This is a genomic window from Pseudomonas sp. AMR01 (genome assembly GCF_041946035.1).
Classification (GTDB): Bacteria; Pseudomonadota; Gammaproteobacteria; order Pseudomonadales; family Pseudomonadaceae; genus Aquipseudomonas; species Aquipseudomonas antarctica_B.
In genome coordinates this window covers 23,043-43,561 of the sequence record NZ_JAUTYR010000019.1, presented here as the reverse complement: position 1 = coordinate 43,561, position 20,519 = coordinate 23,043, and the positions used below count along the sequence as shown (strand labels likewise).

The 20,519-nt window shown below is 59.7% G+C and carries 20 protein-coding genes and 1 pseudogene; 10 read left to right on the top strand and 11 right to left on the bottom strand.

Annotated elements, in window-relative coordinates; translation table 11 throughout:
- Window positions 1–10 precede the first annotated feature (10 nt).
- Together Q7C20_RS17430 and Q7C20_RS17425 are read left to right on the top strand one after the other, a co-directional pair.
- On the top strand, window positions 11–724 hold the full coding sequence (locus Q7C20_RS17430) for a murein L,D-transpeptidase catalytic domain family protein (RefSeq protein ID WP_348059557.1): 714 nt from the start codon (window positions 11–13) through the stop codon (window positions 722–724).
- Window positions 725–753: 29 nt separating this feature from the next.
- On the top strand, window positions 754–1,500 hold the full coding sequence (locus tag Q7C20_RS17425; RefSeq protein WP_375069028.1) for a creatininase family protein: 747 nt from the start codon (window positions 754–756) through the stop codon (window positions 1,498–1,500).
- 145 nt (window positions 1,501–1,645) lie between these two features.
- On the opposite strand, the gene Q7C20_RS17420 is transcribed toward Q7C20_RS17425, so the two are convergent.
- Both Q7C20_RS17420 and Q7C20_RS17415 read right to left on the bottom strand, forming a co-directional pair.
- A complete protein-coding gene (locus tag Q7C20_RS17420) occupies window positions 1,646–1,987 on the bottom strand; it encodes a hypothetical protein (protein WP_375069027.1) in 342 nt (113 codons plus the stop codon).
- Window positions 1,988–2,032: 45 nt separating this feature from the next.
- Window positions 2,033–2,677 carry an ATPase gene (locus Q7C20_RS17415; RefSeq protein ID WP_375069026.1) on the bottom strand — a complete coding sequence of 215 codons (645 nt, stop codon included), beginning with the start codon at window positions 2,675–2,677 and terminating at the stop codon, window positions 2,033–2,035.
- A 131-nt stretch (window positions 2,678–2,808) separates the two neighbouring features.
- On the opposite strand from Q7C20_RS17415, the gene Q7C20_RS17410 reads away from it, so the two are divergent.
- On the top strand, window positions 2,809–3,081 hold the full coding sequence (locus Q7C20_RS17410) for a hypothetical protein (RefSeq protein WP_348059565.1): 273 nt from the start codon (window positions 2,809–2,811) through the stop codon (window positions 3,079–3,081).
- Here the strand turns inward: Q7C20_RS17410 and yfcF are convergent.
- Entirely contained in the window at window positions 3,056–3,688 is a 633-nt protein-coding gene (yfcF, locus tag Q7C20_RS17405; RefSeq protein ID WP_375069024.1) for a glutathione transferase, read from the bottom strand. The two genes, Q7C20_RS17410 and yfcF, sit on opposite strands and share 26 nt — an antisense overlap.
- Window positions 3,689–3,862: 174 nt before the next feature.
- Between yfcF and Q7C20_RS17400 the strand changes: the two genes are divergently transcribed.
- Window positions 3,863–5,302 (top strand): hypothetical protein, encoded by a 1,440-nt coding sequence (locus Q7C20_RS17400; RefSeq protein WP_375069022.1) that lies wholly within the window; start codon window positions 3,863–3,865, stop codon window positions 5,300–5,302.
- Window positions 5,303–5,667: 365 nt separating this feature from the next.
- On the opposite strand, the gene metE is transcribed toward Q7C20_RS17400, so the two are convergent.
- The gene (gene metE / locus Q7C20_RS17395) at window positions 5,668–7,956 is read right to left on the bottom strand and encodes a 5-methyltetrahydropteroyltriglutamate--homocysteine S-methyltransferase (RefSeq protein WP_375069021.1); all 2,289 of its coding nucleotides are present in this window, start codon (window positions 7,954–7,956) and stop codon (window positions 5,668–5,670) included.
- Window positions 7,957–8,222: 266 nt separating this feature from the next.
- Between metE and Q7C20_RS17390 the strand changes: the two genes are divergently transcribed.
- Both Q7C20_RS17390 and Q7C20_RS17385 read left to right on the top strand, forming a co-directional pair.
- Window positions 8,223–9,866 carry a diguanylate cyclase gene (locus Q7C20_RS17390; RefSeq protein WP_375069019.1) on the top strand — a complete coding sequence of 548 codons (1,644 nt, stop codon included), beginning with the start codon at window positions 8,223–8,225 and terminating at the stop codon, window positions 9,864–9,866.
- Between the two features lie 168 nt (window positions 9,867–10,034).
- Complete coding sequence (locus Q7C20_RS17385; protein ID WP_375069017.1) at window positions 10,035–10,478, top strand: GNAT family N-acetyltransferase; 444 nt, start codon at window positions 10,035–10,037, stop codon at window positions 10,476–10,478.
- A 3-nt stretch (window positions 10,479–10,481) separates the two neighbouring features.
- Here Q7C20_RS17385 and Q7C20_RS17380 read toward each other — a convergent pair whose 3' ends face one another.
- The 7 genes and pseudogenes from Q7C20_RS17380 to Q7C20_RS17350 form a co-directional block, all read right to left on the bottom strand.
- Window positions 10,482–11,312, bottom strand: coding sequence for a phosphodiesterase (locus Q7C20_RS17380; RefSeq protein ID WP_375069089.1), 831 nt, complete (start codon window positions 11,310–11,312; stop codon window positions 10,482–10,484).
- Between the two features lie 9 nt (window positions 11,313–11,321).
- On the bottom strand, window positions 11,322–12,353 hold the full coding sequence (locus Q7C20_RS17375) for an ABC transporter ATP-binding protein (protein ID WP_375069015.1): 1,032 nt from the start codon (window positions 12,351–12,353) through the stop codon (window positions 11,322–11,324).
- Entirely contained in the window at window positions 12,350–13,144 is a 795-nt protein-coding gene (locus Q7C20_RS17370) for an ABC transporter permease (RefSeq protein ID WP_375069013.1), read from the bottom strand. The genes Q7C20_RS17375 and Q7C20_RS17370 overlap by 4 nt, the downstream gene beginning before the upstream one ends.
- The gene (locus tag Q7C20_RS17365) at window positions 13,141–13,950 is read right to left on the bottom strand and encodes an ABC transporter permease (RefSeq protein ID WP_375069011.1); all 810 of its coding nucleotides are present in this window, start codon (window positions 13,948–13,950) and stop codon (window positions 13,141–13,143) included. Before Q7C20_RS17365 ends, Q7C20_RS17370 begins: the two co-directional genes overlap by 4 nt.
- The gene (locus Q7C20_RS17360; RefSeq protein ID WP_375069010.1) at window positions 13,951–14,955 is read right to left on the bottom strand and encodes an ABC transporter substrate-binding protein; all 1,005 of its coding nucleotides are present in this window, start codon (window positions 14,953–14,955) and stop codon (window positions 13,951–13,953) included.
- Window positions 14,939–15,958, bottom strand: coding sequence for a LacI family DNA-binding transcriptional regulator (locus Q7C20_RS17355; RefSeq protein WP_348059582.1), 1,020 nt, complete (start codon window positions 15,956–15,958; stop codon window positions 14,939–14,941). The genes Q7C20_RS17360 and Q7C20_RS17355 overlap by 17 nt, the downstream gene beginning before the upstream one ends.
- Window positions 15,959–16,251: 293 nt before the next feature.
- A pseudogene (locus Q7C20_RS17350) lies at window positions 16,252–16,356 on the bottom strand (DUF3077 domain-containing protein); the annotation flags it as partial.
- Window positions 16,357–16,991: 635 nt separating this feature from the next.
- Here Q7C20_RS17350 and hxsA2 point away from each other — a divergent pair.
- From hxsA2 to hxsC, 4 genes are read left to right on the top strand one after another with little or no spacing between them, the layout of a single operon-like run.
- Window positions 16,992–17,276 (top strand): His-Xaa-Ser repeat protein HxsA2, encoded by a 285-nt coding sequence (gene hxsA2 / locus Q7C20_RS17345; RefSeq protein WP_375069009.1) that lies wholly within the window; start codon window positions 16,992–16,994, stop codon window positions 17,274–17,276.
- Window positions 17,276–17,578, top strand: coding sequence for a His-Xaa-Ser system protein HsxD (locus Q7C20_RS17340; RefSeq protein WP_375069007.1), 303 nt, complete (start codon window positions 17,276–17,278; stop codon window positions 17,576–17,578). The genes hxsA2 and Q7C20_RS17340 overlap by 1 nt, the downstream gene beginning before the upstream one ends.
- Window positions 17,571–19,028 (top strand): His-Xaa-Ser system radical SAM maturase HxsB, encoded by a 1,458-nt coding sequence (gene hxsB / locus Q7C20_RS17335; RefSeq protein ID WP_375069005.1) that lies wholly within the window; start codon window positions 17,571–17,573, stop codon window positions 19,026–19,028. Before Q7C20_RS17340 ends, hxsB begins: the two co-directional genes overlap by 8 nt.
- Complete coding sequence (gene hxsC, locus Q7C20_RS17330) at window positions 19,022–20,185, top strand: His-Xaa-Ser system radical SAM maturase HxsC (RefSeq protein ID WP_375069003.1); 1,164 nt, start codon at window positions 19,022–19,024, stop codon at window positions 20,183–20,185. Before hxsB ends, hxsC begins: the two co-directional genes overlap by 7 nt.
- Window positions 20,186–20,519 lie beyond the last annotated feature (334 nt).

Here is a 20,519-nt window from a genome sequence, read left to right as displayed (position 1 = left end):
CGCTCTGTAGATGCTGACTTTTATGTGCCGCCTGGGTTTTATCACCTTAAGCTTGGCTGTGTTGAGCAATTCTGCGCTCGCCGCCAATGGTAACCCACCTACTTTGTATAGCAGCCTGGCGCGCTCGGCTCCAGAACTCAATCCCACCGTACTGAAAAGCGCCCTGAGCGCCGTGCAGTGCGCCGTCAATAATGGCGAGGAACGCTCGGAGCGCCTGGCCGTGATTGACTATTCACAGCCTTCGACCGCCCGTCGGCTGTGGATCTTTGACTTGCGCAAACAGACCCTGGTGCTGCGCGACCTAGTCGCCCACGGCGCCAACTCCGGCGAGAACTTCGCCACACAGTTCTCCAATCTCGAAGGCAGCCACCAATCCAGCCTGGGCCTGTTCCGTACTCAGGAAAGTTACCTGGGCAGCCATGGCTACTCACTGCGCATGGACGGTCTGGAGCCCGGCTTCAACGACCAAGCCCGCGACCGCGCATTGGTGATCCACGCTGCCGACTACGTAAACTCGGCCTGGAGCAAGCGCGAAGGCCGTATCGGTCGCAGCCAGGGTTGCCCCGCCGTGCGCCCACAAGTTGCGCGTCAAGTGGTGGACAAGCTCAAGGATGGGCAGTTCATGTTTTCGTGGTACCCGGACCAGCGCTGGCTGAAGTCGTCGACGTACTTGAACTGCAAGCCCCAACAAGTGGCAAGTAGTCGTACACTGCGTGGTGGTTAGCCTGTCCCACCGATAAAAGAGAGCGACTCATGCTTCTACACACGTCCACCTGGATCGAGATCGGTCAATTCCTGGAACGCAGCCGCACGGTGGTGATCCCCATCGGTTCCAACGAGCAACACGGCCCCACCGGTTTGCTGGGCACCGACTGGATGTGCCCGGAAATCATCGCCCATGAGGCGCAGAAAAACGCCGACATCCTGATCGGCCCGACCTTCAACATCGGCATGGCCCAGCATCACCTTGGCTTTCCCGGCACCATTTCGCTGCGCCCTTCCACCTTTATCGCCGCGATTGGCGACTGGGTGCGTTCGCTGGCCGGGCATGGTTTCGAGAAGATCCTGTTTCTGAACGGTCACGGCGGCAACGTCGCGACCATTGAAGCGGCGTTTTCCGAGCTGTACGCCGAAGCAAGCTTCGCCCGTCGCCCGGCTGGCTTTGCGCTCAAGCTGGTTAACTGGTGGGACCTGGAAGGCGTCAACGAACTGGCCCACCGCCAATTCCCGGTCGGCCATGGCAGCCATGCCACGCCGTCGGAAATCGCCGTGACGCAGTGGGCGTACCCAGGCTCGATCAAGTCAGCCGACTACTCGCCACAAATCGCCAACACCGGGCCGATCCGCGAAGCCCTGGACTTCCGCGCCCGCTTCCCCGACGGCCGCATGGGCTCAGACCCGGCGCTGGCGACGGTGGAAAAAGGCGGAGAGTTGGTGGCCTTGGCGGCCAAAGGGCTGGTCAACACCGTGAACAGCTTCAGCAACGAAGCAAAACCTTAGATCACACAACACGTGGGGAGTAGGTTTGTGTGGCGAGGGAGCTTGCTCCCGCTGGGCTGCGTAGCGGCCCCAAAAATCCGGGAGCGCTTCGCACTCCAACGGGAGCAAGCTCCCTCGCCACAAAAGCGCCACATTTTGATGTGGGTTACTGGCAGGCTTGAGCCGACATCTCCAGCCGCGACGGCTTGATCGCCGACGCAAGCGGCTTGCGCTCATACAAAAACACCTTGGTGCCGTCCTGGGACTTGTAGGCCTCCAGCACATCATCGGCAGCAATCTTGCTGGTCAACACCACCTTAACGTGGCGAGAGTTCTGCGTGACGGTCGCGGTGATGCCGTGTTTTTCAAGCTTGGGCACCACGCACTGCACATAAGCGTCAGGCGTCTTGTCGGTTTGCAGGGTCAGGCTTGGAGCATTTGGAGCGGTGATGCAACCGGTCAGCAACGAAGAAGTAACAACCGCAGCCGGGACGAAAAAAGAGCGCATAAACATTCCTGAAAAAAGCCAATGGGGTTCAGATCAATCCGCGTGTCATCCTTCGCGGACCAACGCCTTGAGCGAGGCGTCGAACTGCTTCAAGGCATCGAGCTGTACATCTCGCTGCTGTTCAATTTGCGCGGCAATTTCCGGGGCCGCCTTGTCATGCACCCAAACCGAGGCCACCTGCTTGTGCATCGAGCCTTCTGCCTTGGCGATGTATTGCAGGTCCGCGTCGTAGAACCGCGCGGTAAACCTGGCCTCGACCACGTCGTTGCGCTGGGTCAGCAACTGGTTGTGGGTATCGAGCATCACCACCACGTCCGGGTGCGCCTGCACCAGTTCGTCCAGGCTGCTGTAAACCGTTACCGACAGAAACGTGCCCTGCAACGAATTCATTAACCAATCAATGGCCAACTCCGGATCGGAGCTGTCGACAAACGCCTCGCGGATGCGCCCGTCGAGCTCATTCCTGGCGCCGTTCAAGGCCATCGCATGGTAGCGTTCAAGGTAGCTGAGGTTGTCGCGGGTGTTTTCGCTGTACAGCACACCCACCGACTGCGCGCGCGCCAAGGAGTCTACGCTACCGACGAGGGGCAGCAAATGGCCCGTACGCAGATCACCGGCAATCGCCGAGTTCGCCAGCACCGCAGTGCCGAGCATCACAATCATTAAGCCAAGCTGGAAAATCGTCCTCATCGCGCAGTTCCTTGAGCAGCGTCTCGATGGAGGTGATTCTGCGCTTTTGGCGTAAAAACAGAACTTGCGTTGCGTGATGGTGACTATTATCTGAAGCGATAGTGCGCCCATAAAACCGATAAGGACCCGCCATGAAGCCCCACCAGAAAACCTTCGACCGCATCCGCGAAGCCGTATTGCCGGAGTTTCGCGAGCGGGTCGCCGATTACCTGGTCGACTACGAAACCGTGTTGCTGGATGAGGCGGCCACCCCGGAACAAGCCTACGCCAGCGCCCAACAATTGCGCGGTTACCTGCGTGGCCTGAACACCATGCGCGTGCTGGGCATGGCCGATTGGGAAGACCTGGACCGGCGTGTGGAGCAAGAGGCGTCAAGCCTCAGAGTGCCGGGCGTCGCTGACTGACCCATTCCTGCACCGAAGGCCGCTGCCACTGGCGCTGCGCGTAGTCCACCAACTCGGCTGGCACGCGGTCGCCATTGAGAATCAGGCGATTGAGCATCACGGCCAGGTCCACGTCAGCAATCGACCACTCGCCAAACAGGTATGCAGGGTTGCCCGCCAACAGCACCTGCGCCGCGTTGATCAGCGTGTTCGCAGCGGCCTGCGCCACGGGTGACAGCGGCGGCATTCTCTGGCCGTAGAACACCACCAGCGTCGAACGCTCCTGGCGAATCGGCAGCAAATCGCTGCGCAGCCACGCTTGCACTTGTCGCGCCCTCGCCCGCTGTTTCGGGTCGGCCGGGTACACCGGCGTGTCGGGATACACCTGTTCCAGGTATTCGCAAATCGCGGAAGATTCCGACAACGCAAAGTCGCCGTCTACCAAGGTCGGCACGCGCCGGGTCAACGACAGTTGGGCAAATGCTGGCGTCTGGTTTTGCGCGGTGTCGAGGTCCACGGTCAGCGTGTCGAACGCCAGGCCTTTCTCGCGCAGGGTGACAAACGCCGCCATCGCGTAGGGGCTGGTGAATTGGGCATCGACGTACAGGCGCAAAGAAGGTCGGTTCATGGCGGGTCTCCTTGAGTAGAAGCCCACGCTACGAGATCGGCGGTCAGAAAGACAATGCGCGGTTTTTATGGGGGCATTCCTGGCGGGAATGGCGACAGTAATGGCAATATCATAGCGACTGGCTACTCTGCGACATCGCCCCGCCGCTTGTCGTACTCAAGGAATGATTACCTCATGAAACAAGCAGTTGTCGTCATCCACGGCATCGGCGAACAGCGCCCGATGGATACCTTGCGCAGCTTCGTCGAAGCCATGATCCCGGCAGACACGCCGGACGGTACGCCCTTCTACTGGAGCAAGCCGGACCGCCTCTCGCGCAATTTCGACCTGCGCGTGTTGAAGTCATCCGGGCGCACCAGTACGGATTTCTACGAGTATTACTGGGCGCACAAAATGCAGGGCACCAAGGTCGGCCATCTTCTGAGCTGGCTGTGGGACATCTTCAAGCGCCCGCGCCGGGATATTCCCGACGCCATCGTGCCGATCTGGCGTACCACGCGCTGGACGCTGATGGTGCTGTTGCTGCTGATTGCTACGGGCACCCTCGCCACGGTGTGGGGCCAGTTCGACCATGAAGCCAACCCCTTCGCTTTCGTCCCGCTGCTGCTGGGCGCCATTGGCTTGGGGCTGCGCTATTCCGCGCTGTCTTACCTGGGCGACGCGGCGCGTTACCTCAGCCCCAACCCGCAGAACGTAATGGTGCGTGAGCAAATTCGTGCCGATGGCGTGGAGTTGCTGCGCGCGTTGCACAACAAAGGCGACTACGACCGCATCATTGTGGTGGGCCACAGTCTGGGCAGCGTGATTGCCTACGACATCGTCGGTTACTTGTGGCATGAGTACCATGATCAGTTGACCAAAGTGATTCCCAGCAACCTTGAGTTGGCGGCGCGATACGCCAACGGGGAGTTGCTGCAACCGGTGGTCAAGGACGCGCTGCACAAGGCCGGCGCTGCGCTTGACGGCAGTTTGAGCAGCACGCTGAAATTTCGGGAAATGCAGGCGCAAGCCTTTATCGAGCAGCGCGGTTTAGGGAATGGGTGGCGCATTACCGATCTTGTGACGGTGGGCAGCCCGATGGCCCATGCGAGCTTGTTGCTTGGGCGCAGCGTGAGCGATTTTAAGCGGCGTATTGAACGACGCGAAGCGCCGGCTTGCCCGCCGACGGAGGACACCAACGGGTACGGCTACAATGCGCGCCAGCCGGTGATGCTCGGGCAACAGCCCTTCACTGCGCAGTATTTGCATCATGCGGCGGCGTTTGCCGTAACGCGGTGGACGAACCTGTATTTTCCGGCGCCTTATGGGTTATTTGGCGATATCGTCGGCGGGCCAGTGAAACCGGTGATGGGCAACGGTGTGTTGGATTTGCCGGTGACGGTGGGTAGGTGGAAGGGTTGGCTCGCGCGGTCGTGGTTTAGCCATACTCATTACTGGAGCGAGCGCGGTGGTGCGCAGGGATACCTGGGTGCGCTGGGTGAGGATGAGCAAGCGATCACTAACGGGCCGCGGCCTTCGGCTACCGAGGCGTTGCGTTGGGCGGTGGATCTCAAGGGGTTGCGGCGTTTTCGTACGGCGGCTGTGAAGCGGGACCTGGCGCCTGCCGAGGGTTAGGATTTTTGCGGGTTTGCCTGCGATGGCATCGACTGGTTTTGCCTGGCAGACCCTTTGCTGAGAGGCCCGGTTGTGGCGAGCGGGCCTGTTTTGGAGGGCGGGCTTGTTGTGGAGGGCTGCCCTGTTGTGGAGGGCGAGCTTGTTGTGGCGAGCGGGCTTGCCCCGCGTTGGGCTGCGAAGCAGCCCCATTCAGGCTCATGCAAAACATCAGACAGAATGGGTTGGCTGGCTTTGGGGCCGCTTCGCAGCCCAACGCGGGGCAAGCCCGCTCGCCACAACAAGCCAGCCCGCCACAACAGGCCCGTTTGCCAAAACAAGCCAGCCCTCCACAACAAGCCCGCTCGCCACAAAGATCAGGGGTTGTATCAGGCAAATTCGCCACGCAGTTGCCGGGCGGCGGTGACCATGTGAATCAACGCCGCTTCCGTCTCCGCCCAGCCACGGGTTTTCAGGCCGCAATCCGGATTAACCCACAACCGCTCTGCCGGAATTCGCTTGACGGCTTCACGCAGCAAATCAGCCATTTCCGAAGCCTCCGGCACCCGTGGCGAATGGATGTCGTAAACGCCGGGGCCGATGTCGTTCGGGTAGGCGAAGGCTTCGAACGCGTCGAGCAGCTCCATGTCCGAACGTGACGTTTCGATGGTGATCACGTCGGCATCCATCGCCGCGATCGACTCGATCACGTCGTTGAACTCGCTGTAGCACATGTGCGTGTGGATCTGGGTTTCGTCACGCACACCCGAGGCGCACAGGCGGAACACTTCGGTGGCCCAGTCGAGGTAGGGCTGCCACTGCGCCTGGCGCAACGGCAAGCCTTCGCGGAAGGCCGCCTCGTCGATCTGCACGATCTTGATGCCGGCAGCTTCCAGGTCGAGCACTTCATCACGAATCGCCAACGCCAGCTGGCGCGCCTGCACTTCGCGGCTCACGTCTTCGCGCGGGAACGACCACATCAGCATGGTCACCGGGCCGGTCAGCATGCCTTTCATCACCTTGTGAGTGAGGCCTTGGGCGTAGCGGATCCACTCCACCGTCATGGCCTTCGGGCGGCTGAGGTCACCGACGATCACCGCCGGTTTCACGCAGCGCGAACCGTAGCTTTGCACCCAGCCGAAACGGGTGAACGCGTAGCCGTCGAGTTGTTCGGCGAAGTATTCGACCATGTCGTTACGTTCGGCTTCACCGTGCACCAGCACGTCCAGGCCGAGGTGTTCCTGCACCTCAACGGCGTGCTTGATCTCGCTGTGCATGGCTTCGACGTATTCGGCTTCGCTCAACTTGCCGGCCTTGTATGACTGACGTGCCAGGCGAATCGACGCGGTTTGCGGGAACGAGCCGATGGTGGTGGTCGGGAACAGCGGCAGGTTAAGGCCGGCACGTTGCTTCTCTATGCGCTGGGCAAACAGCGAATGCCGCGTGCTGTCCTTGGCAGTAATCGTCGCAACCCGGGCTTGCACGGCTGGCTTGTGAATACGCGGCGAGGCAGCGCGGGCAGCTTGCACGGCGCGGCTTTCGGCCAGAGCCGCCAGCACCTTCGGCGCTTCAGGCTGATCGACGGCGTGAGCCAACACCGACACCTCGGCACACTTTTGCACGGCAAACGCCAGCCAGCTTTTCAGCTCGGCATCCAGCGCGTCTTCACGGCTCACATCCACCGGGCTGTGCAGCAAGGAGCAAGACGGCGCGACCCACAGGCGATCACCCAATTTCTCATGGGCGTGCTGCAAGGTCGCCAGGGCGTTTTCCAGGTCGCAGCGCCAGACGTTACGGCCATTCACTATGCCCAGAGACAACACTTTATAAGCCGGCAGACGGTCAAGGATGGTCGGGTATTGCTCCGGCGCACGCACCAGGTCGATGTGCAGACCATCCACCGGCAGGTTTGCCGCCAGGCCGAGATTCTCTTCCAGGCCACCAAAGTAGGTGGCCACCAGCTTTTTCAGCGGGTCACGCTGGATCTGGTTGTAGGCACGCTCAAACGCGTTTTTCCACGCCTGCGGCAGGTCCAGAACCAGAATCGGCTCGTCGATCTGCACCCACTCCACGCCCAGCTCGGCGAGGCGTTGGAAGATCTGGCCATACAGCGGCAGCAAGCGGTCGAGCAGGTCGAGTTTGTCGAAGTCACCGCCCTTGGCCTTGCCCAGCCACAGGTACGTCAGCGGGCCGATCACCACGGGCTTGACAGTGTGGCCGAGGTCGCGGGCTTCCTGCACTTCCTCGAACAGCTGGTCCCAGCCGAGATGGAAGTGCTGGTCAACGCTGAATTCAGGCACGAGGTAGTGATAGTTGGTGTCGAACCACTTGGTCATTTCCTGGGCGTGGGCACCGCCGCAGCCGCTGTCGCTGACGCCACGCGCCATGCCGAACAGCGTGTGCAGCGTGGCGTTGCCGTCGGCTGGGCGAAAACGCTCGGGGATTACGCCGAACATCAGCGAGTGGGTCAACACTTGGTCGTACCAGGCGAAATCACCGGCGGGCAGCAACTCGATACCGGCGTTTTTTTGCAGGTCCCAATGGGCCTTGCGCAGGTCACGGCCCACGGCGCGCAGGCCGGCTTCGTCGAGTTCGCCCTTCCAAAACGCTTCCTGCGCTTTTTTCAGTTCACGGTCGCGTCCAATGCGCGGGAATCCAAGGGAATGAGCGACTGCCATGACTTACAACTCCAATAGGTACGTTTATAGGCCCCATTGTCGACAGCCTTCCATCGTGAGACAAACTCATTTTATTCCAGATCATCACAAAATCCATTCATGTTTGGATGGCATGCACATAGATCGCGGTATTGGCAGCACCGCCACGATGCCCTCGGGACTGAACAACTGGATCGGAGAATCTTGTACGTTTGTGGCCGCCACCGCTGGCACCGCTGCTGGCATTGTGCCTACCATGCAATAACTCACCGCCAAGACAGTGCCCCATGCTCAAAGCCAGTCTGCGTACTCACCTGACCCTGTGGTTTGCCGGTTTATCCTTACTCATCCTGCTCACGGTGGGTTTTTACGTCGGGCATATCGCGACGGAACAGGCCAAGCAGGCCAGCGGCAACGCCCTGCTCAGTACCGCCCGCTCCAGCGCCGCGCTGTTGGCCGTGCAGTTGCGCGAGCGTCAGCTGGAAGTGTCGTTGCTGAGCAAGGCGCCGTTGTTTCGCCGGGGCAATTTTGACGACCCCGACATCATGACCTTGATGCAACTGCGCACCCAATCGCGCGCCGAGTACGCGTGGATGGGCGTGGCTGACGCCGAAGGCGGTGTGCGCCAGGCGGTGAACGGTTTGCTGGTCAACCAGTCGGTTGCACAGCGCCCGTGGTTCAAGGCGGGCATGCGTGGCGAATACACCGGTGATCCCCACGAAGCCGTGTTGCTCGCCAAGCTGCTGCCCGGCTCGGAGAATGGCGAACCGCTGCGCTTTATCGACTTCGCCGCGCCGATTCGAGACGCCAACGGCAATACGATTGGCGTGCTCGGCGCCCACGCGCACTGGAACTGGGTGACGCAGATCGTTGATTCGGCCGTGATGCAAAAAGACACTGCGCACGATCTTCAGGCGCTGATCATCGATTTCGACGGCAAGGTGCTCTACCCCGAGACGCTCGCCGGCCAACAAATGCAAAAAGACAGCCTGAACTCGCCGTCCGGCTGGACCACTGATGAAAGTTACGTCAGCGCGTCTGTTGCCGTGCCGAGCCCGTCCAACGCCAACCTGTCCTGGTACATCGTGGTGCGCCAACCGCTGGACATCGCACTGCAACCGGCGCGGGTACTGCTGAACAAATTGCTGATACTCGGCGTGCTGGCGGCCATCCTCATCACCGTGGTGGCTTATTACCTGTCGCTGACCCTGAGCAAACCCATCGAGCGGCTGGCCCGGTCGGCCAAACAGGTGCAGGAGCAAAAACCCGGCGCGGTATTCCCCCAAGAGCACGCGGTACTGGAAATCGCCCAACTGGGCCAGTCCATCAGCAGCATGACCCAGTCACTGCTCAACAAGGAGCGCGAGCTGCAAGAAGCCAACGCGTCCCTGGAAGCTACCGTGGTGCAGCGCACCGCCGATCTCACCCAAGCCAATGCCGAGTTGCTGAAACTGGCCACCCACGACGCTCTGACCGGCGTCTACAATCGCCGCCGTTTCGATGAAAAACTCGCCGAGAATAGCCTGCTGTTCCAGCGCACCGGCCGCACCTTCGCCCTGCTGCTGATCGACGCCGACTACTTCAAACGCGTTAACGACACCTACGGCCACGCAGTCGGTGACGACGTGCTGTGCCAACTCGCGGCGCTGATCGAAAGCACCACCCGCGCCACCGACTTTGTGGCGCGCTACGGCGGTGAGGAGTTTGCGGTGTTGCTGCCGGAAGTCGAAGAGCCGGACAGCCCGGAGGTGGTCGCGGAAAAAATCCGCGCGGCCATTGCGGCGGCGAATTTTCCGCAAGTGGGCCAACTCACCGTGAGCATCGGCGTCGGCATCGCCGAACCTTCAGACCGCGACTCACTGGGGCTGCTCAAGCGCGCAGATATGCAGTTGTATGAAGCCAAGGCCGCAGGCAGAAACCGGGTGGCATAACCCTCCCGGCACTGTGGCGAGGGAGCTTGCTCCCGCTGGGCTGCGCAGCAGCCCCAAGATCAGCCGACGCGGTGAGTCAGGTAAATTGCGGCGTCAATGCGAGGGGCCGCTGCGCGCCCCAACGGGAGCAAGCTCCCTCGCCACAGGGGAAGTGTTCAGGGAGCAAGTATGGATCAGGGCTTCTCGGTACAACGGCTGGATGCGCTTCCGGCAGAGGTCGCTTTGCTGGAGGCGCAGGCTATCGCGGAGGGTTTCCGGTTTCTGACGCGGCTGATCACTGAATGGGAAAACCAAACAAATCGGTTTGATAAACCGGGAGAATGCCTGCTGGGCGTTTTCCGGCACGGCGAGTTGATTGCGATTGGCGGTGTTTCCCGTGATCCCTATGTCGGCCCCGACGTTGCTCGCCTTCGCCGGGTGTATGTGGCCCCTGCGCAGCGCGGCTGCCAGGTGGGAAAGGCATTGGTGCAACACCTGCTGGAACATGCCACCGCGCATTTTCATCACGCACGCCTGTCTACCGACACCCCCGAGGCCGCCGCGTTTTATCTGCGCTGCGGCTTTCATGAAGTGGCTGATGACACGGCTACTCATGGGAAATGCCTGAGGTGAGCCTCAGTCAATCAACCCACCTGCGTCATAAAACGGATACGGCCCCGCATACTCCCCAAACACGCCGTTATGGCTAACCAGCCCCTGCCCGTCCCACCGGTGCAGCAAGTACCCCGCCGGCTCGAGGTTGAAATGCGCGGGCGCGGTGGCTTGCAGGTCGAGCACGATCTGGTGGGAGGTGCCGGGGCACACACAACTCACGCTGCCGCCGAATCGGCGCTGCATCGGTCGGTGCAAGTGACCGCACAGCAGGCGTTCCACTTGCGGATGACGGGCGACTACTGTTTCCAAACCAGCGGCATTGATGAAGGGTTCGCGGTCCATGTGGCCGATGCCGCTGATAAACGGCGGGTGATGCAGAATCAACAAGGTCGGCGTGTCTGGGCGCAGCGCCAATTGCTCGTCCAGCCACTGCAATTGGCTGCCCGACAACTGCCCGCCATGGCCGCCGGGAATGGTCGAATCCAGGCCGATCAGGCGCAGCGGATGCTCATCCACCACCCAGTCCAGCGGCGCCTCGGCCGACGCGGGCAAGTAGCGGTGATCGCGGAACGCATCGAGCATTGGCCCGCGGGTGTCGTGGTTACCGGGCACCAGGTAGCAAGGCATGTGCAGGCGCGCGAGTTCGGGGTGCAGCACGGCGTATTCATCGGCGCGGCCAAAATCCACCAGGTCGCCGCTGATCACCACGATGTCGGGCCGGGGCTGGCTGGCGTTCAGGTGGTCGACGGCACGGCGCAGCGCGCCCAGGGTATCGACAACGCCATAGGTGAGACGCTGGCCGGCTTTAAGGTGCAGGTCGCTGATGTGCGCGACAACAAAGGGACGATTCAACATAAATTCTCAGGCATTCAGGGTGAACAACATGTGCGGCGCAACGGCCAGGGCAATGGGCGCGCCGACGCTGTAAAGGTGGTTGTCGTGGCTGTCGACCAACAACGGTTGCGGGCCGCCGACGTCCACCAGCAGACGGCTTTGAGCGCCCTGGAAAAACTGCGCAACCAGATGGCCGTGCAAGTGCCCTTCGCGCTCCATCACACGCAAGTGTTCGGGGCGGCAGTACAGGGTGTTCGGCACGTTGGCTTCATGCCACGGCAATTCGCCGCCGCACACTTTCAGGCCAGTGGCTGACTGCCCAAGCACCGCGAAGGCATTGAGGTTGCCGACGAAACCCGCCACAAACGCATTGGCCGGTTGCTGGTAAATCTCGCGTGGGCTGGCCAGCTGCGCAACACGGCCCTGCTCCATCACCAGAATGCGGTCCCCCAGGGCCATGGCTTCGCCCTGATCATGGGTGACGAATACCGAGGTAATGCCGAGGCCGCGCAGCAACTGGTCCAGCTCACTGCGCAGGCGCTCACGCAACTGCGCGTCGAGGGCGGCCAACGGTTCATCCAGCAGCAGCACTTTGGGCCGTGGCGCCAGGGCGCGAGCCAACGCCACACGCTGACGCTGACCGCCGGACAATTCATGGATGCTGCGCTTGCCGTGGTTCTGCAACCCCACCAACTCCAGCAACTCTTCGCAGCGCTTGTTGCGCTCGGGCGCAGCGATGCCGCGCACCTTCAAGCCGTAGACAATGTTGCCGGCCACATCCAGGTTGGGAAACAGCGCGTAGTTCTGGAACACCATGCCCACGTCGCGGCGTTCGATGGGCAGGCGCGTCACGTCCTGTTCACCGAAAAACACCTGGCCGACATCCGGGCGTTCCAGGCCGGCAATCAGGCGCAACGTCGTAGTTTTGCCGCAGCCCGATGGGCCGAGAATGGCCAGGGTTTCGCCGCCTTCGACGGTCAGGTTCAAGTCGTGCACGGCAACGGTGCCATCGGCGAACGCCTTGCGACAGCCTTGCAGGCGGATAGTGATAGCGGTCATCGACGCTCTCCACGGGACAAACGAGCACTGATGGCCTGCAACGCGATCAACAGCGGCACGATCATCAGCAAAAAGATAAGGGTGTAGGCGCTGGCGATTTCCAGGCGCGCCGAGGCGTAGCTGTCGGCCAGGCCCACGGGCAAGGTTTTGGTCATCGGCGTGTGCAGCATCCAGGTCAGGTTGAATTCACCCAGGGACAAGGTAACCACCATCAGCACGCCCGCCAGAATCCCCGCGCGGCAATTGGGCACCACCACGCTGAAAAAGCGCTTGAGCGGCCCCGCGCCGAGGCTGGCCGCCGCCTCTTCCAGCACCGGCAGTTGCTGGCGTTGCATCACCGCCATCACCGGCCGTACCAGAAACGGCAAGGTGAACAGCACATGGCCGACGAGGATGAACAGCCAACTGCTGCGAAAGCTGCCGAACTGGCCGTAGGTCAACAGCAGCGCCAAGGCACTCGCCAACCCCGGCATTGCTACCGGCAGCACCATCAATTCCTCGAAGGCGCGGCTGAAGCGGTTATTCATGCGCACCAGGGCGTAGGCCGCCGGCACGCCGATCACGCAGACGCACACCGCGCAGGCCAGCGCCAGTTGCAGTGACAGCCACACGGTGGGCGAATAGGCGTGCCACACCTGAATCAGCCAATCGAACGTCAGGCCGCTGGACAGGCCGACGAAGAAATTTCGGGTCAGCCCGGCGAGCAGCGACATCACCACCGGCACCAACATGAAGGCGCACACCAGCGTGGTGAACAGCAGTTGAATCACGAACAACGGTGAGCGCTTCACAGGACGGTCCCCGCGTTTTTCACCAGGCGGCGCGTGAGCAGCAACACCGCCCACGTCACCGCGCCGAGCACCACCGAGAGCGCAGCGGCGACGGCAAAGTTGGCGTAGTTGGTGAACACGTTGTAGATCGCCACCGGGGTGACGTTGAGCCGTGTACCCAGGGTAAAAGCCGTGCCGAAGGCGCCCATGGACGTGGCAAAACAGATCGCCCCGCACGACGCCAACGCTGGCGCAAGGCCGGGCACGATCACGTCACACACCACGCGCCAATGCCCTGCCCCGAGTGAATGCGCGGCCTCTTCGAGGCTGCGATCGAGGCTTTCGCAGGCAGCCATCACGGTGAGGATCACCCGAGGAATCGAGAAGTACAGGTAGCCCACGAACAGCCCCGCCAATGAATACGCGAAAATCCAGCGCTCACCCGCCAGTTGCAGGCCCAGGGCGGCGAACAGGCCCTGACGCCCAGCCAACAGGATCACCAGAAAGCCCACCACCACGCCGGGAAACGCCAGCGGGAATGTCAGCAATGCCACCAGCGCCGAGCGCCCGAAGAACTGCTGGCGGGCGAGGAATACGCCGCTGATGCCACCGATCAACAAGGCGACCAGCGTCACCACCACGGCCAGCACCAGCGTTTGCCCCAGGCTGCCCACATACTGCGCGCTGCTTAGCACCTGCCAGTAACCGCTGCCGTTGTCGTCACGGCTTTGCGTGCCGAGCACGATCAAGTGGGCCAACGGCAACAGCCAGAACGCGAGCAGCACGGCGAACGCGGGGGCCAACGCCCAAGCGGCGTGCCTGTTCACTTATTTCACCTCGCTCAAGTAACGGGCGGCGAAGGCTTCCTGCACGGCGGCCATTTTCTCGTAGTCCACTACACCGGCGCGGGCGTAGTCGCTGTCGGGCAGGAACTGCGCGGCAACCTCGGCCGGCATCTTCATCGGGCGCACCGGGCGCAGGTAGGCCTTGGCCCAGAGTGCCTGGCCCTCGTCGGACAGCACAAAATCGAGGAGCTTTTCGGCATTCGCGCGGTGCGGTGCGTTGGCCACCAGGCTCATCACGTAGGGCACGCTGATGCTGCCTTCCTTGGGAATCACAAAGGCGACGTTGGCGTTGTCCTTGTAGCGGGCGCGGTAGGCGTTGAAGTCGTAGTCCACGAGGATCGGCAACTCACCGGACAGCACCCGCGCATAGGCGGTTTGCTTGGGCACGATGGGGGCGTTTTTTGCCAGCTTCTGAAAGTAGTCGATGGCCGGGGCGAAGTTGTCGAGGTCGCCGCCCAACGCGCGGTTGATCGCGACTGCCGAGACGTAGCCGACGAAGGCGCTGGACGGGTCCAGGTAGCCAACCATGCCTTTGTATTCAGGCTTGAGCAGGTCGGCCCAGCTTTGCGGTACTGGCAGGCCGCCCAGCGCATCAACGTTGACCATGATGCCCAGGGTGCCGGAATGAATCGCGAACCAGTGGCCGGCCGGGTCTTTGAGGCCGGCGGGAATCTGCTCCCAGTTTTTGGGTTTGTAGGTATCGACCACTTGGGCTTTTTGCGCCTGCAAGCCAAAGGTCACGCCGTAATACACCACGTCGGCCACCGGCGCGGCTTTCTCGGCCACCAATTGGGCCAGGGATTGGCCGGAGTTCTTGTTGTCCAGCGGCACGTGCACGCCGGTGCTGGCGGCGATGGCCTTGAGTTGGGTGCCCCAGTCGGCCCAGTCCGGCGGGCAGTTGTAGCAAATCGCAGTCTCGGCGGCCTGGGCCAGGCTGGCCACGCCGCACAGCAGCACGGCTGCCAGGGTTTTACTGAACGCGCGCATCAGGCGTCTCCTCATGGGGTTGAGTGCTTTCGCCGGGCCGGATATGGCAAGGCAGGCAGTGGGAAATCGGGACGTTGCCGGCGATTTGCGCCAGCAGTTGATCAATCACCGTGCTGGCGAGCAGCGCGATGGGCTGCACCACGCTGCACAGGGTCGGGTGCATCTGCGTGCCGAGGGCAATGCCGTCGAAGCCCATCACCGAGAGTTGCTCGGGCACGTTCCAGGCGTTGCGGCGCAGTTCAGCAATGAGGCTGATCGCCAGAAAATCGTTGGAGCAGACCAATGCAGTGGGCGCCTGCGGACCTTGCAGATAAGGCGCGATGGCGGTGAATTCGGCCTGGGTATGCGCCGGCATTTCGATCACCGGTCGGCTATCGAGGCCGTAGTCGTTCATCGCGTCGCAATAGCCTGCGTAACGCAGGCGCGCGCGGTCGGACTGCAACGCAGGCCCGGCGACCATGCTGATACGCCGGTGCCCGGTGTCGAGCAGGTACCGCGTGGCCATGGCCATGCCCGCGCGGTTGTCGACCGACACGGCGCTGTAATTGGGGTTACTCGGTTGGTGGTACGCCAGCACGAAGGGTGTTTTTTCGGTGTTCAGGCTGCTGAGCACGCTGTTGCTTTCGGCATCGGTGACCGTCAGCACCAGCCCATCGACACGCTGGCGCAACAGTTCTTCGACCACGATGCATTCGCGCTCACTGCTGTAGTCGGTGGTCGCCAGCAACAGGCTGTAGCCACGCAACCGCGCGGCGCGCTCCATGGCCTGGAATTGTTCGGCGAACACCGGGTTCAACAGGTTGGGCACCACCACACCAATCAGCTGGGTGGTTTGCAGGCGCAGTTGGCGGCCGAGCAAGTTGGGCCGAAAGCCCAGCTCACGGGCGGCGGAAAACACTTGCTCGCGGGTGGTCGGGCGCACCTGGTCGGGGGAAGCAAAGGTGCGCGCGGCAGTGGCGCGGGATACGCCTGCCAGTCGGGCGACGTCTTTCAGGTCAGTCATGGTGTCTCGCTTGAGATCGATCTCATTGGCGAGGACAGTAGCGAGGGAATGTGGCAGGACGGTGGTGGAGAGATGACGGTTTGATGTCAGCGCCGCCCCTTTAGCCGGATACACCGAGATTCAAATGTGGGAGCTGGCCCTACATCTATTGTGGCACGTGTAGATCCAGTGCCCGGCGCAATTCAAATGTAAGAGCCGGCTTTGCCCGCGATTGCGGTCGTTCAGCCAAGGGTATATTGCCTGACACGCCGCCTTCGCGAGCAAGCCCAAATTTGAGTGATGTGCGCTTGACTGCCAGGCGTCATCGCCTGCGTCAGGTCATCCAATATGGCTTTGCCCATCTCGCACAGTTAACGCGCGGCCCATGCGTATTACTCACCGCGTACATACATGGCGGCATTTGAGAGTCGCTAAAAATTCTGAGAGGACTGCTGAGGAACGCATTGGGCATTTAGTCGCAGCCCTTTCAAGGTCTTTATGCAGAACAGGCGATAAGTACTCTGTGGCGAGCGGGCTTGCCCCGCGTTGGGCTGCGAAGCAGCCCCAAAAACAGCAGCCGAAGAGTGCCTGACTCACCGCATTCCTCCTTTTAGGGTCGCTTCGCAACCCAACGCGGGGCAAGCCCGCTCGCCACAGGGATAGTGTTTGGCCTCATCGGGCTGGTATCAGCTAGGAATGGCCGGTCTCCAAAGACCTTGAAAGGGCTGGCATTTAGTCGGGGTCGATCAGCTATGACTTGCGTAGAGCTGTGTCGTAATGGTCGGCGAGCAGCTGGCTGAGGCGCTGACAAAGGCGATTTCAAGCTGTTGCGTTCAAATCGTGGCTCAGTTAGAGAGCTTGCCAGGTGTCGGTATCAACATCATTTTCGCCCTGAGCATTTTCTCAACTTATAGCTCTCGTTAAGCAGTCAGAAAGGTGTCGGTTGGCGGATTGTGGATGAGTAAATGGCCATTAGTCGATTCCACATTGACATCATCAGCGCGGGTCACCGACACTGAAGTGAATAACCATCACATCGATAGGGATATCTGCAATGAAAAAGCGCTCCTTTCTGGTTCCCTTGGCCACTCTGGCTGCAGCCGTTGCTGCCGAACAGGCCTCCGCTCTAGCTACATATGAAGTTGTCGAGCCCAGCTCGGAAGCCAAGAACACATTTCAAGCTGAAGCCCGAAGCGAGAACCTTTCGGTTCGTGGTGGCAACGATCTGTTCGCCTTTGTACTCAAACGCGGGGACCAAGGGCAGATGATGGCTTATCACAGCTCCCATAGCTCCCACTCTTCGCACAGTTCCCACAGCTCCCACTATTCGGGTCGATAATGGGCTTCTCTCATAAACTCCTTTTTGATGAACGGCTTTACGACGCGCAGGTTTTGCAGAAAGCTGCATATCGATCGATCAATGCCCTGACCGTTGATCTCACCCTCGATGAGGGGCATTTTGTCTGCGCTTTGTCATCGAATATCGGCGTGGACGAGCAGTCCTTTCTGTCTGCGGTCCAAGAGTTCAAGAAGGATGCGCTCGATTATCAGCTTCGCCACAGGCTGGCAGTTGAGACGCAACCGATCAAGAACCTGATACTCGGACTGGCCTTTTCAAAAACCGGACTGATTAGTGAGTAAATTCCAAAAGCGGGAGTTCTACGCGCAGCAACTCCCCTACAAGCTGCTTCCCTTTAAGTTCGACCGTTTGAATGACGACGAATACGTCATCACCAACATGGCAGGCGAATTTCATGTCATACCGGTGCCGATGCTTGAACCGATCATTAGCAAGACGCTTCCGCTCACATCAGAGCTAATCCCTACGCTTCGATCCAAGCAGTTCATTCGCTTCACCAATGAGCAAGCCCCGCTCCAGCTTCTGGCTCTTAAAATTCGTACACGATTGTCCAGGCTAGCCGAGTTCACTAATCTGCATATTTTTGTAGTGACTCTTCGGTGTGACCATAGCTGCCCGTATTGCCAGGTTTCAAGGCAGTCGGAGAGCAAAGGCGAATTCGACATGACCACAGAGATGGCAGACAAGTCGCTGGATTTCGTCTTTATGTCTCCCAATCCTGCCATCAAAATTGAATTTCAGGGTGGAGAGCCGCTGCTGAACTTTGAAATGGTGAGGTACGTTGTTCTTGAGGCTAAAAAACGTAACATCAAGGAAGGACGTGACCTACAGTTCGTCATTGCGACCACGCTTTCGCTACTGACCGATGACGTGCTCGACTTCTGTAAGCAGCACAACATCGTTCTTTCATCTTCGCTCGACGGGCCAATGGATCTGCACAATGCAAATCGCCCACGCCCGGGCAGAGACAGTCATCAGCGTTTCGAGGAAGGCTTGAAGAAGGCCCGTACAGCCCTCGGCTATGACCAAGTCTCAGCGCTGATGACAACTACAGATAAGAGCTTGCCACGGGCTCGCGACATCATTGATGAATACTTGCGACTGGGCTTTGATGGCATCTTCCTCCGTACGCTCTCCCCTTACGGCTTTGCGGTCAAGACCAAAAAATTCATGTCATATGACACGGAGCGCTGGCTGGAATTTTACAAGGAAGGCCTTGAGTACATCATTGAGTTAAACAAGTCCGGAATACGATTTGTAGAGCAATATTCTTCTCTCGTACTGACAAAAATGCTTACGTCAGGGGACCCTGGGTTTGTTGATTTGATGAACCCTGCCGGTGCGGGTATCGCAGCCATCGTGTTCAACTACGACGGATCGGTCTACGCCTCAGATGAAAGCCGTATGCTTGCCGAAATGGGAGACCATACGTTCCGTCTGGGCAGCATTCTTGAACATTCGTATGAGGAGATTATCCTCTCTGATCAGCTTCTGGATGCACTGGAAAACTCTTTTACCTTAAGCGCTCCAATGTGCTCTGACTGTGCATTTGAACCTTACTGTGGAGCGGAGCCTGTCTACCATCACGCCATTCACAAAGACGTTGTAGCAAGAAAACCTGAGTCCTCTTTCTGCAAGCGAAATATGGCGATTTTCAAGCACCTCATTGAGCTGATGGAACGTGACGAGCAAACAAAACTGATTTTTATGGGTTGGGCCAACCGATGCTGAAACTCGGCGGAAAGATTATCCGCATTCACGCGGTTGATATTCACAGGGACCTTACTCTGCTCAGGGTGTCGACCAGTCGGAATTTGCCAGAAATCTTGCGTCGGGAAATAGCCTACTTGATTTCCGATCAGGAAATTCCTAGAGGATTCGCGCACTACCTTCTGCTTGAGAAACACCGACAGTTGGTTGAGGTACTCCCTTCCGACTCTGATTACTCGCTCCTACCGAATGACTACAGCTACATCGGTGACGGTGACATTATCCGGCTTTCAGCTGATCGTCAGAGCATTAGCGTGCTGTTTCGAGCATCGTCGCCGCACAACAGCATCTTGGTCACAGAGCAATGCAATCATTACTGTCTTATGTGTTCGCAACCGCCTAAGGCAGCTGATGACTCGTGGATACTTGACGAAATCGAGAGTCTGATTCCGCTTATTCCAAAAAATACCCGTGAGCTGGGGTTTACTGGGGGCGAGCCGACGACCAATCAGGAGCGCTTCCTCAAGATCATCAGCCTGACTAAAAGTTATCTGCCGAGAACCGCAATCCATATTCTCTCGAACGGGCGCAGCTTCAAAGACCCAGCGTTCGCTGAAAAGTATGCACGGATTGAATTGCCCGACGCGATGATCGGAATCCCTGTCTATTCAGACGATCCGACGCTGCATGACTACATTGTCCAGGCCCAAGGCGCGTTCGATGAAACCATTCAGGGCATCCTTAATCTGAAGCGCTTGGGTCAGAAGGTTGAAATCCGAGTCGTCATTCACAAACTGTCGGTGCAGCGCCTGCCTGAACTGTGCGAGTTCATTGCACGCAATCTGCTGTTTGTTGACCATGTGGCGCTAATGGGCCTTGAGATGATGGGCTTCACCCGGGCCAATCTTGATGAGCTGTGGATCGACCCGGTCGATTACAAAGACACGCTCAGCAAGTCAGTTGGCATTCTGACCAAATATGGTATGAATATCTCGGTCTATAACCATCAGCTCTGCCTGGTCAATCCGGACATTCAGCCCTACTACCGTAAGTCAATCAGCGACTGGAAGAATGAGTACGCGCCTGAGTGCCAGAGCTGCGCAAAACAGCGAGAGTGCGGGGGCTTTTTCGCATCAGGTGTTAAATTTGGCTACAGTAAGCACCTAGCCCCATTCTGACTTAGGCTTCAAATCTGTAAGCCGCACAACTTCCTCGATGCAAGCAGCTGGCCTACTCTTAGCATTTGCGCAGTCAATTTTTGGGCATGCTTTGCCATTGAGAGGAGCATTGGAGCGTTTTCCAAGCCCTGCATTGACTGCCAAAAAATCGACCTCGAATAATCCTCGCGACGCGACAATCATCATGCAGGCAATGCCAATGCTCACCACACGACGATTCCAACTGAAGTAATGCGTTGGGGTGGGAGCTTGCCTGCGATAGCGGTGGATCAGCCAATACAGCCGGCACTGAAAGACCGCTATCGCAGGCAAGCCAGCTCCCACATTGAGCCGG

Excerpts from the sequence above, each read along its gene's own strand:
- Q7C20_RS17410 (WP_348059565.1), top strand. The coding sequence starts at position 2,809 with ATGAAGCCCCACCAGAAAACCTTCGACCGCATCCGCGAAGCCGTATTG.
- Q7C20_RS17355 (WP_348059582.1), bottom strand. The coding sequence starts at position 15,958 with ATGACTGACCTGAAAGACGTCGCCCGACTGGCAGGCGTATCCCGCGCC.
- Q7C20_RS17385 (WP_375069017.1), top strand. The coding sequence starts at position 10,035 with ATGGATCAGGGCTTCTCGGTACAACGGCTGGATGCGCTTCCGGCAGAG.
- Q7C20_RS17430 (WP_348059557.1), top strand. The coding sequence starts at position 11 with ATGCTGACTTTTATGTGCCGCCTGGGTTTTATCACCTTAAGCTTGGCT.
- Q7C20_RS17360 (WP_375069010.1), bottom strand. The coding sequence starts at position 14,955 with ATGCGCGCGTTCAGTAAAACCCTGGCAGCCGTGCTGCTGTGCGGCGTG.
- Q7C20_RS17390 (WP_375069019.1), top strand. The coding sequence starts at position 8,223 with ATGCTCAAAGCCAGTCTGCGTACTCACCTGACCCTGTGGTTTGCCGGT.
- Q7C20_RS17340 (WP_375069007.1), top strand. The coding sequence starts at position 17,276 with ATGGGCTTCTCTCATAAACTCCTTTTTGATGAACGGCTTTACGACGCG.
- Q7C20_RS17425 (WP_375069028.1), top strand. The coding sequence starts at position 754 with ATGCTTCTACACACGTCCACCTGGATCGAGATCGGTCAATTCCTGGAA.
- metE (WP_375069021.1), bottom strand. The coding sequence starts at position 7,956 with ATGGCAGTCGCTCATTCCCTTGGATTCCCGCGCATTGGACGCGACCGT.
- Q7C20_RS17400 (WP_375069022.1), top strand. The coding sequence starts at position 3,863 with ATGAAACAAGCAGTTGTCGTCATCCACGGCATCGGCGAACAGCGCCCG.
- yfcF (WP_375069024.1), bottom strand. The coding sequence starts at position 3,688 with ATGAACCGACCTTCTTTGCGCCTGTACGTCGATGCCCAATTCACCAGC.
- hxsC (WP_375069003.1), top strand. The coding sequence starts at position 19,022 with ATGCTGAAACTCGGCGGAAAGATTATCCGCATTCACGCGGTTGATATT.
- hxsA2 (WP_375069009.1), top strand. The coding sequence starts at position 16,992 with ATGAAAAAGCGCTCCTTTCTGGTTCCCTTGGCCACTCTGGCTGCAGCC.
- Q7C20_RS17420 (WP_375069027.1), bottom strand. The coding sequence starts at position 1,987 with ATGCGCTCTTTTTTCGTCCCGGCTGCGGTTGTTACTTCTTCGTTGCTG.
- Q7C20_RS17415 (WP_375069026.1), bottom strand. The coding sequence starts at position 2,677 with ATGAGGACGATTTTCCAGCTTGGCTTAATGATTGTGATGCTCGGCACT.
- Q7C20_RS17375 (WP_375069015.1), bottom strand. The coding sequence starts at position 12,353 with ATGACCGCTATCACTATCCGCCTGCAAGGCTGTCGCAAGGCGTTCGCC.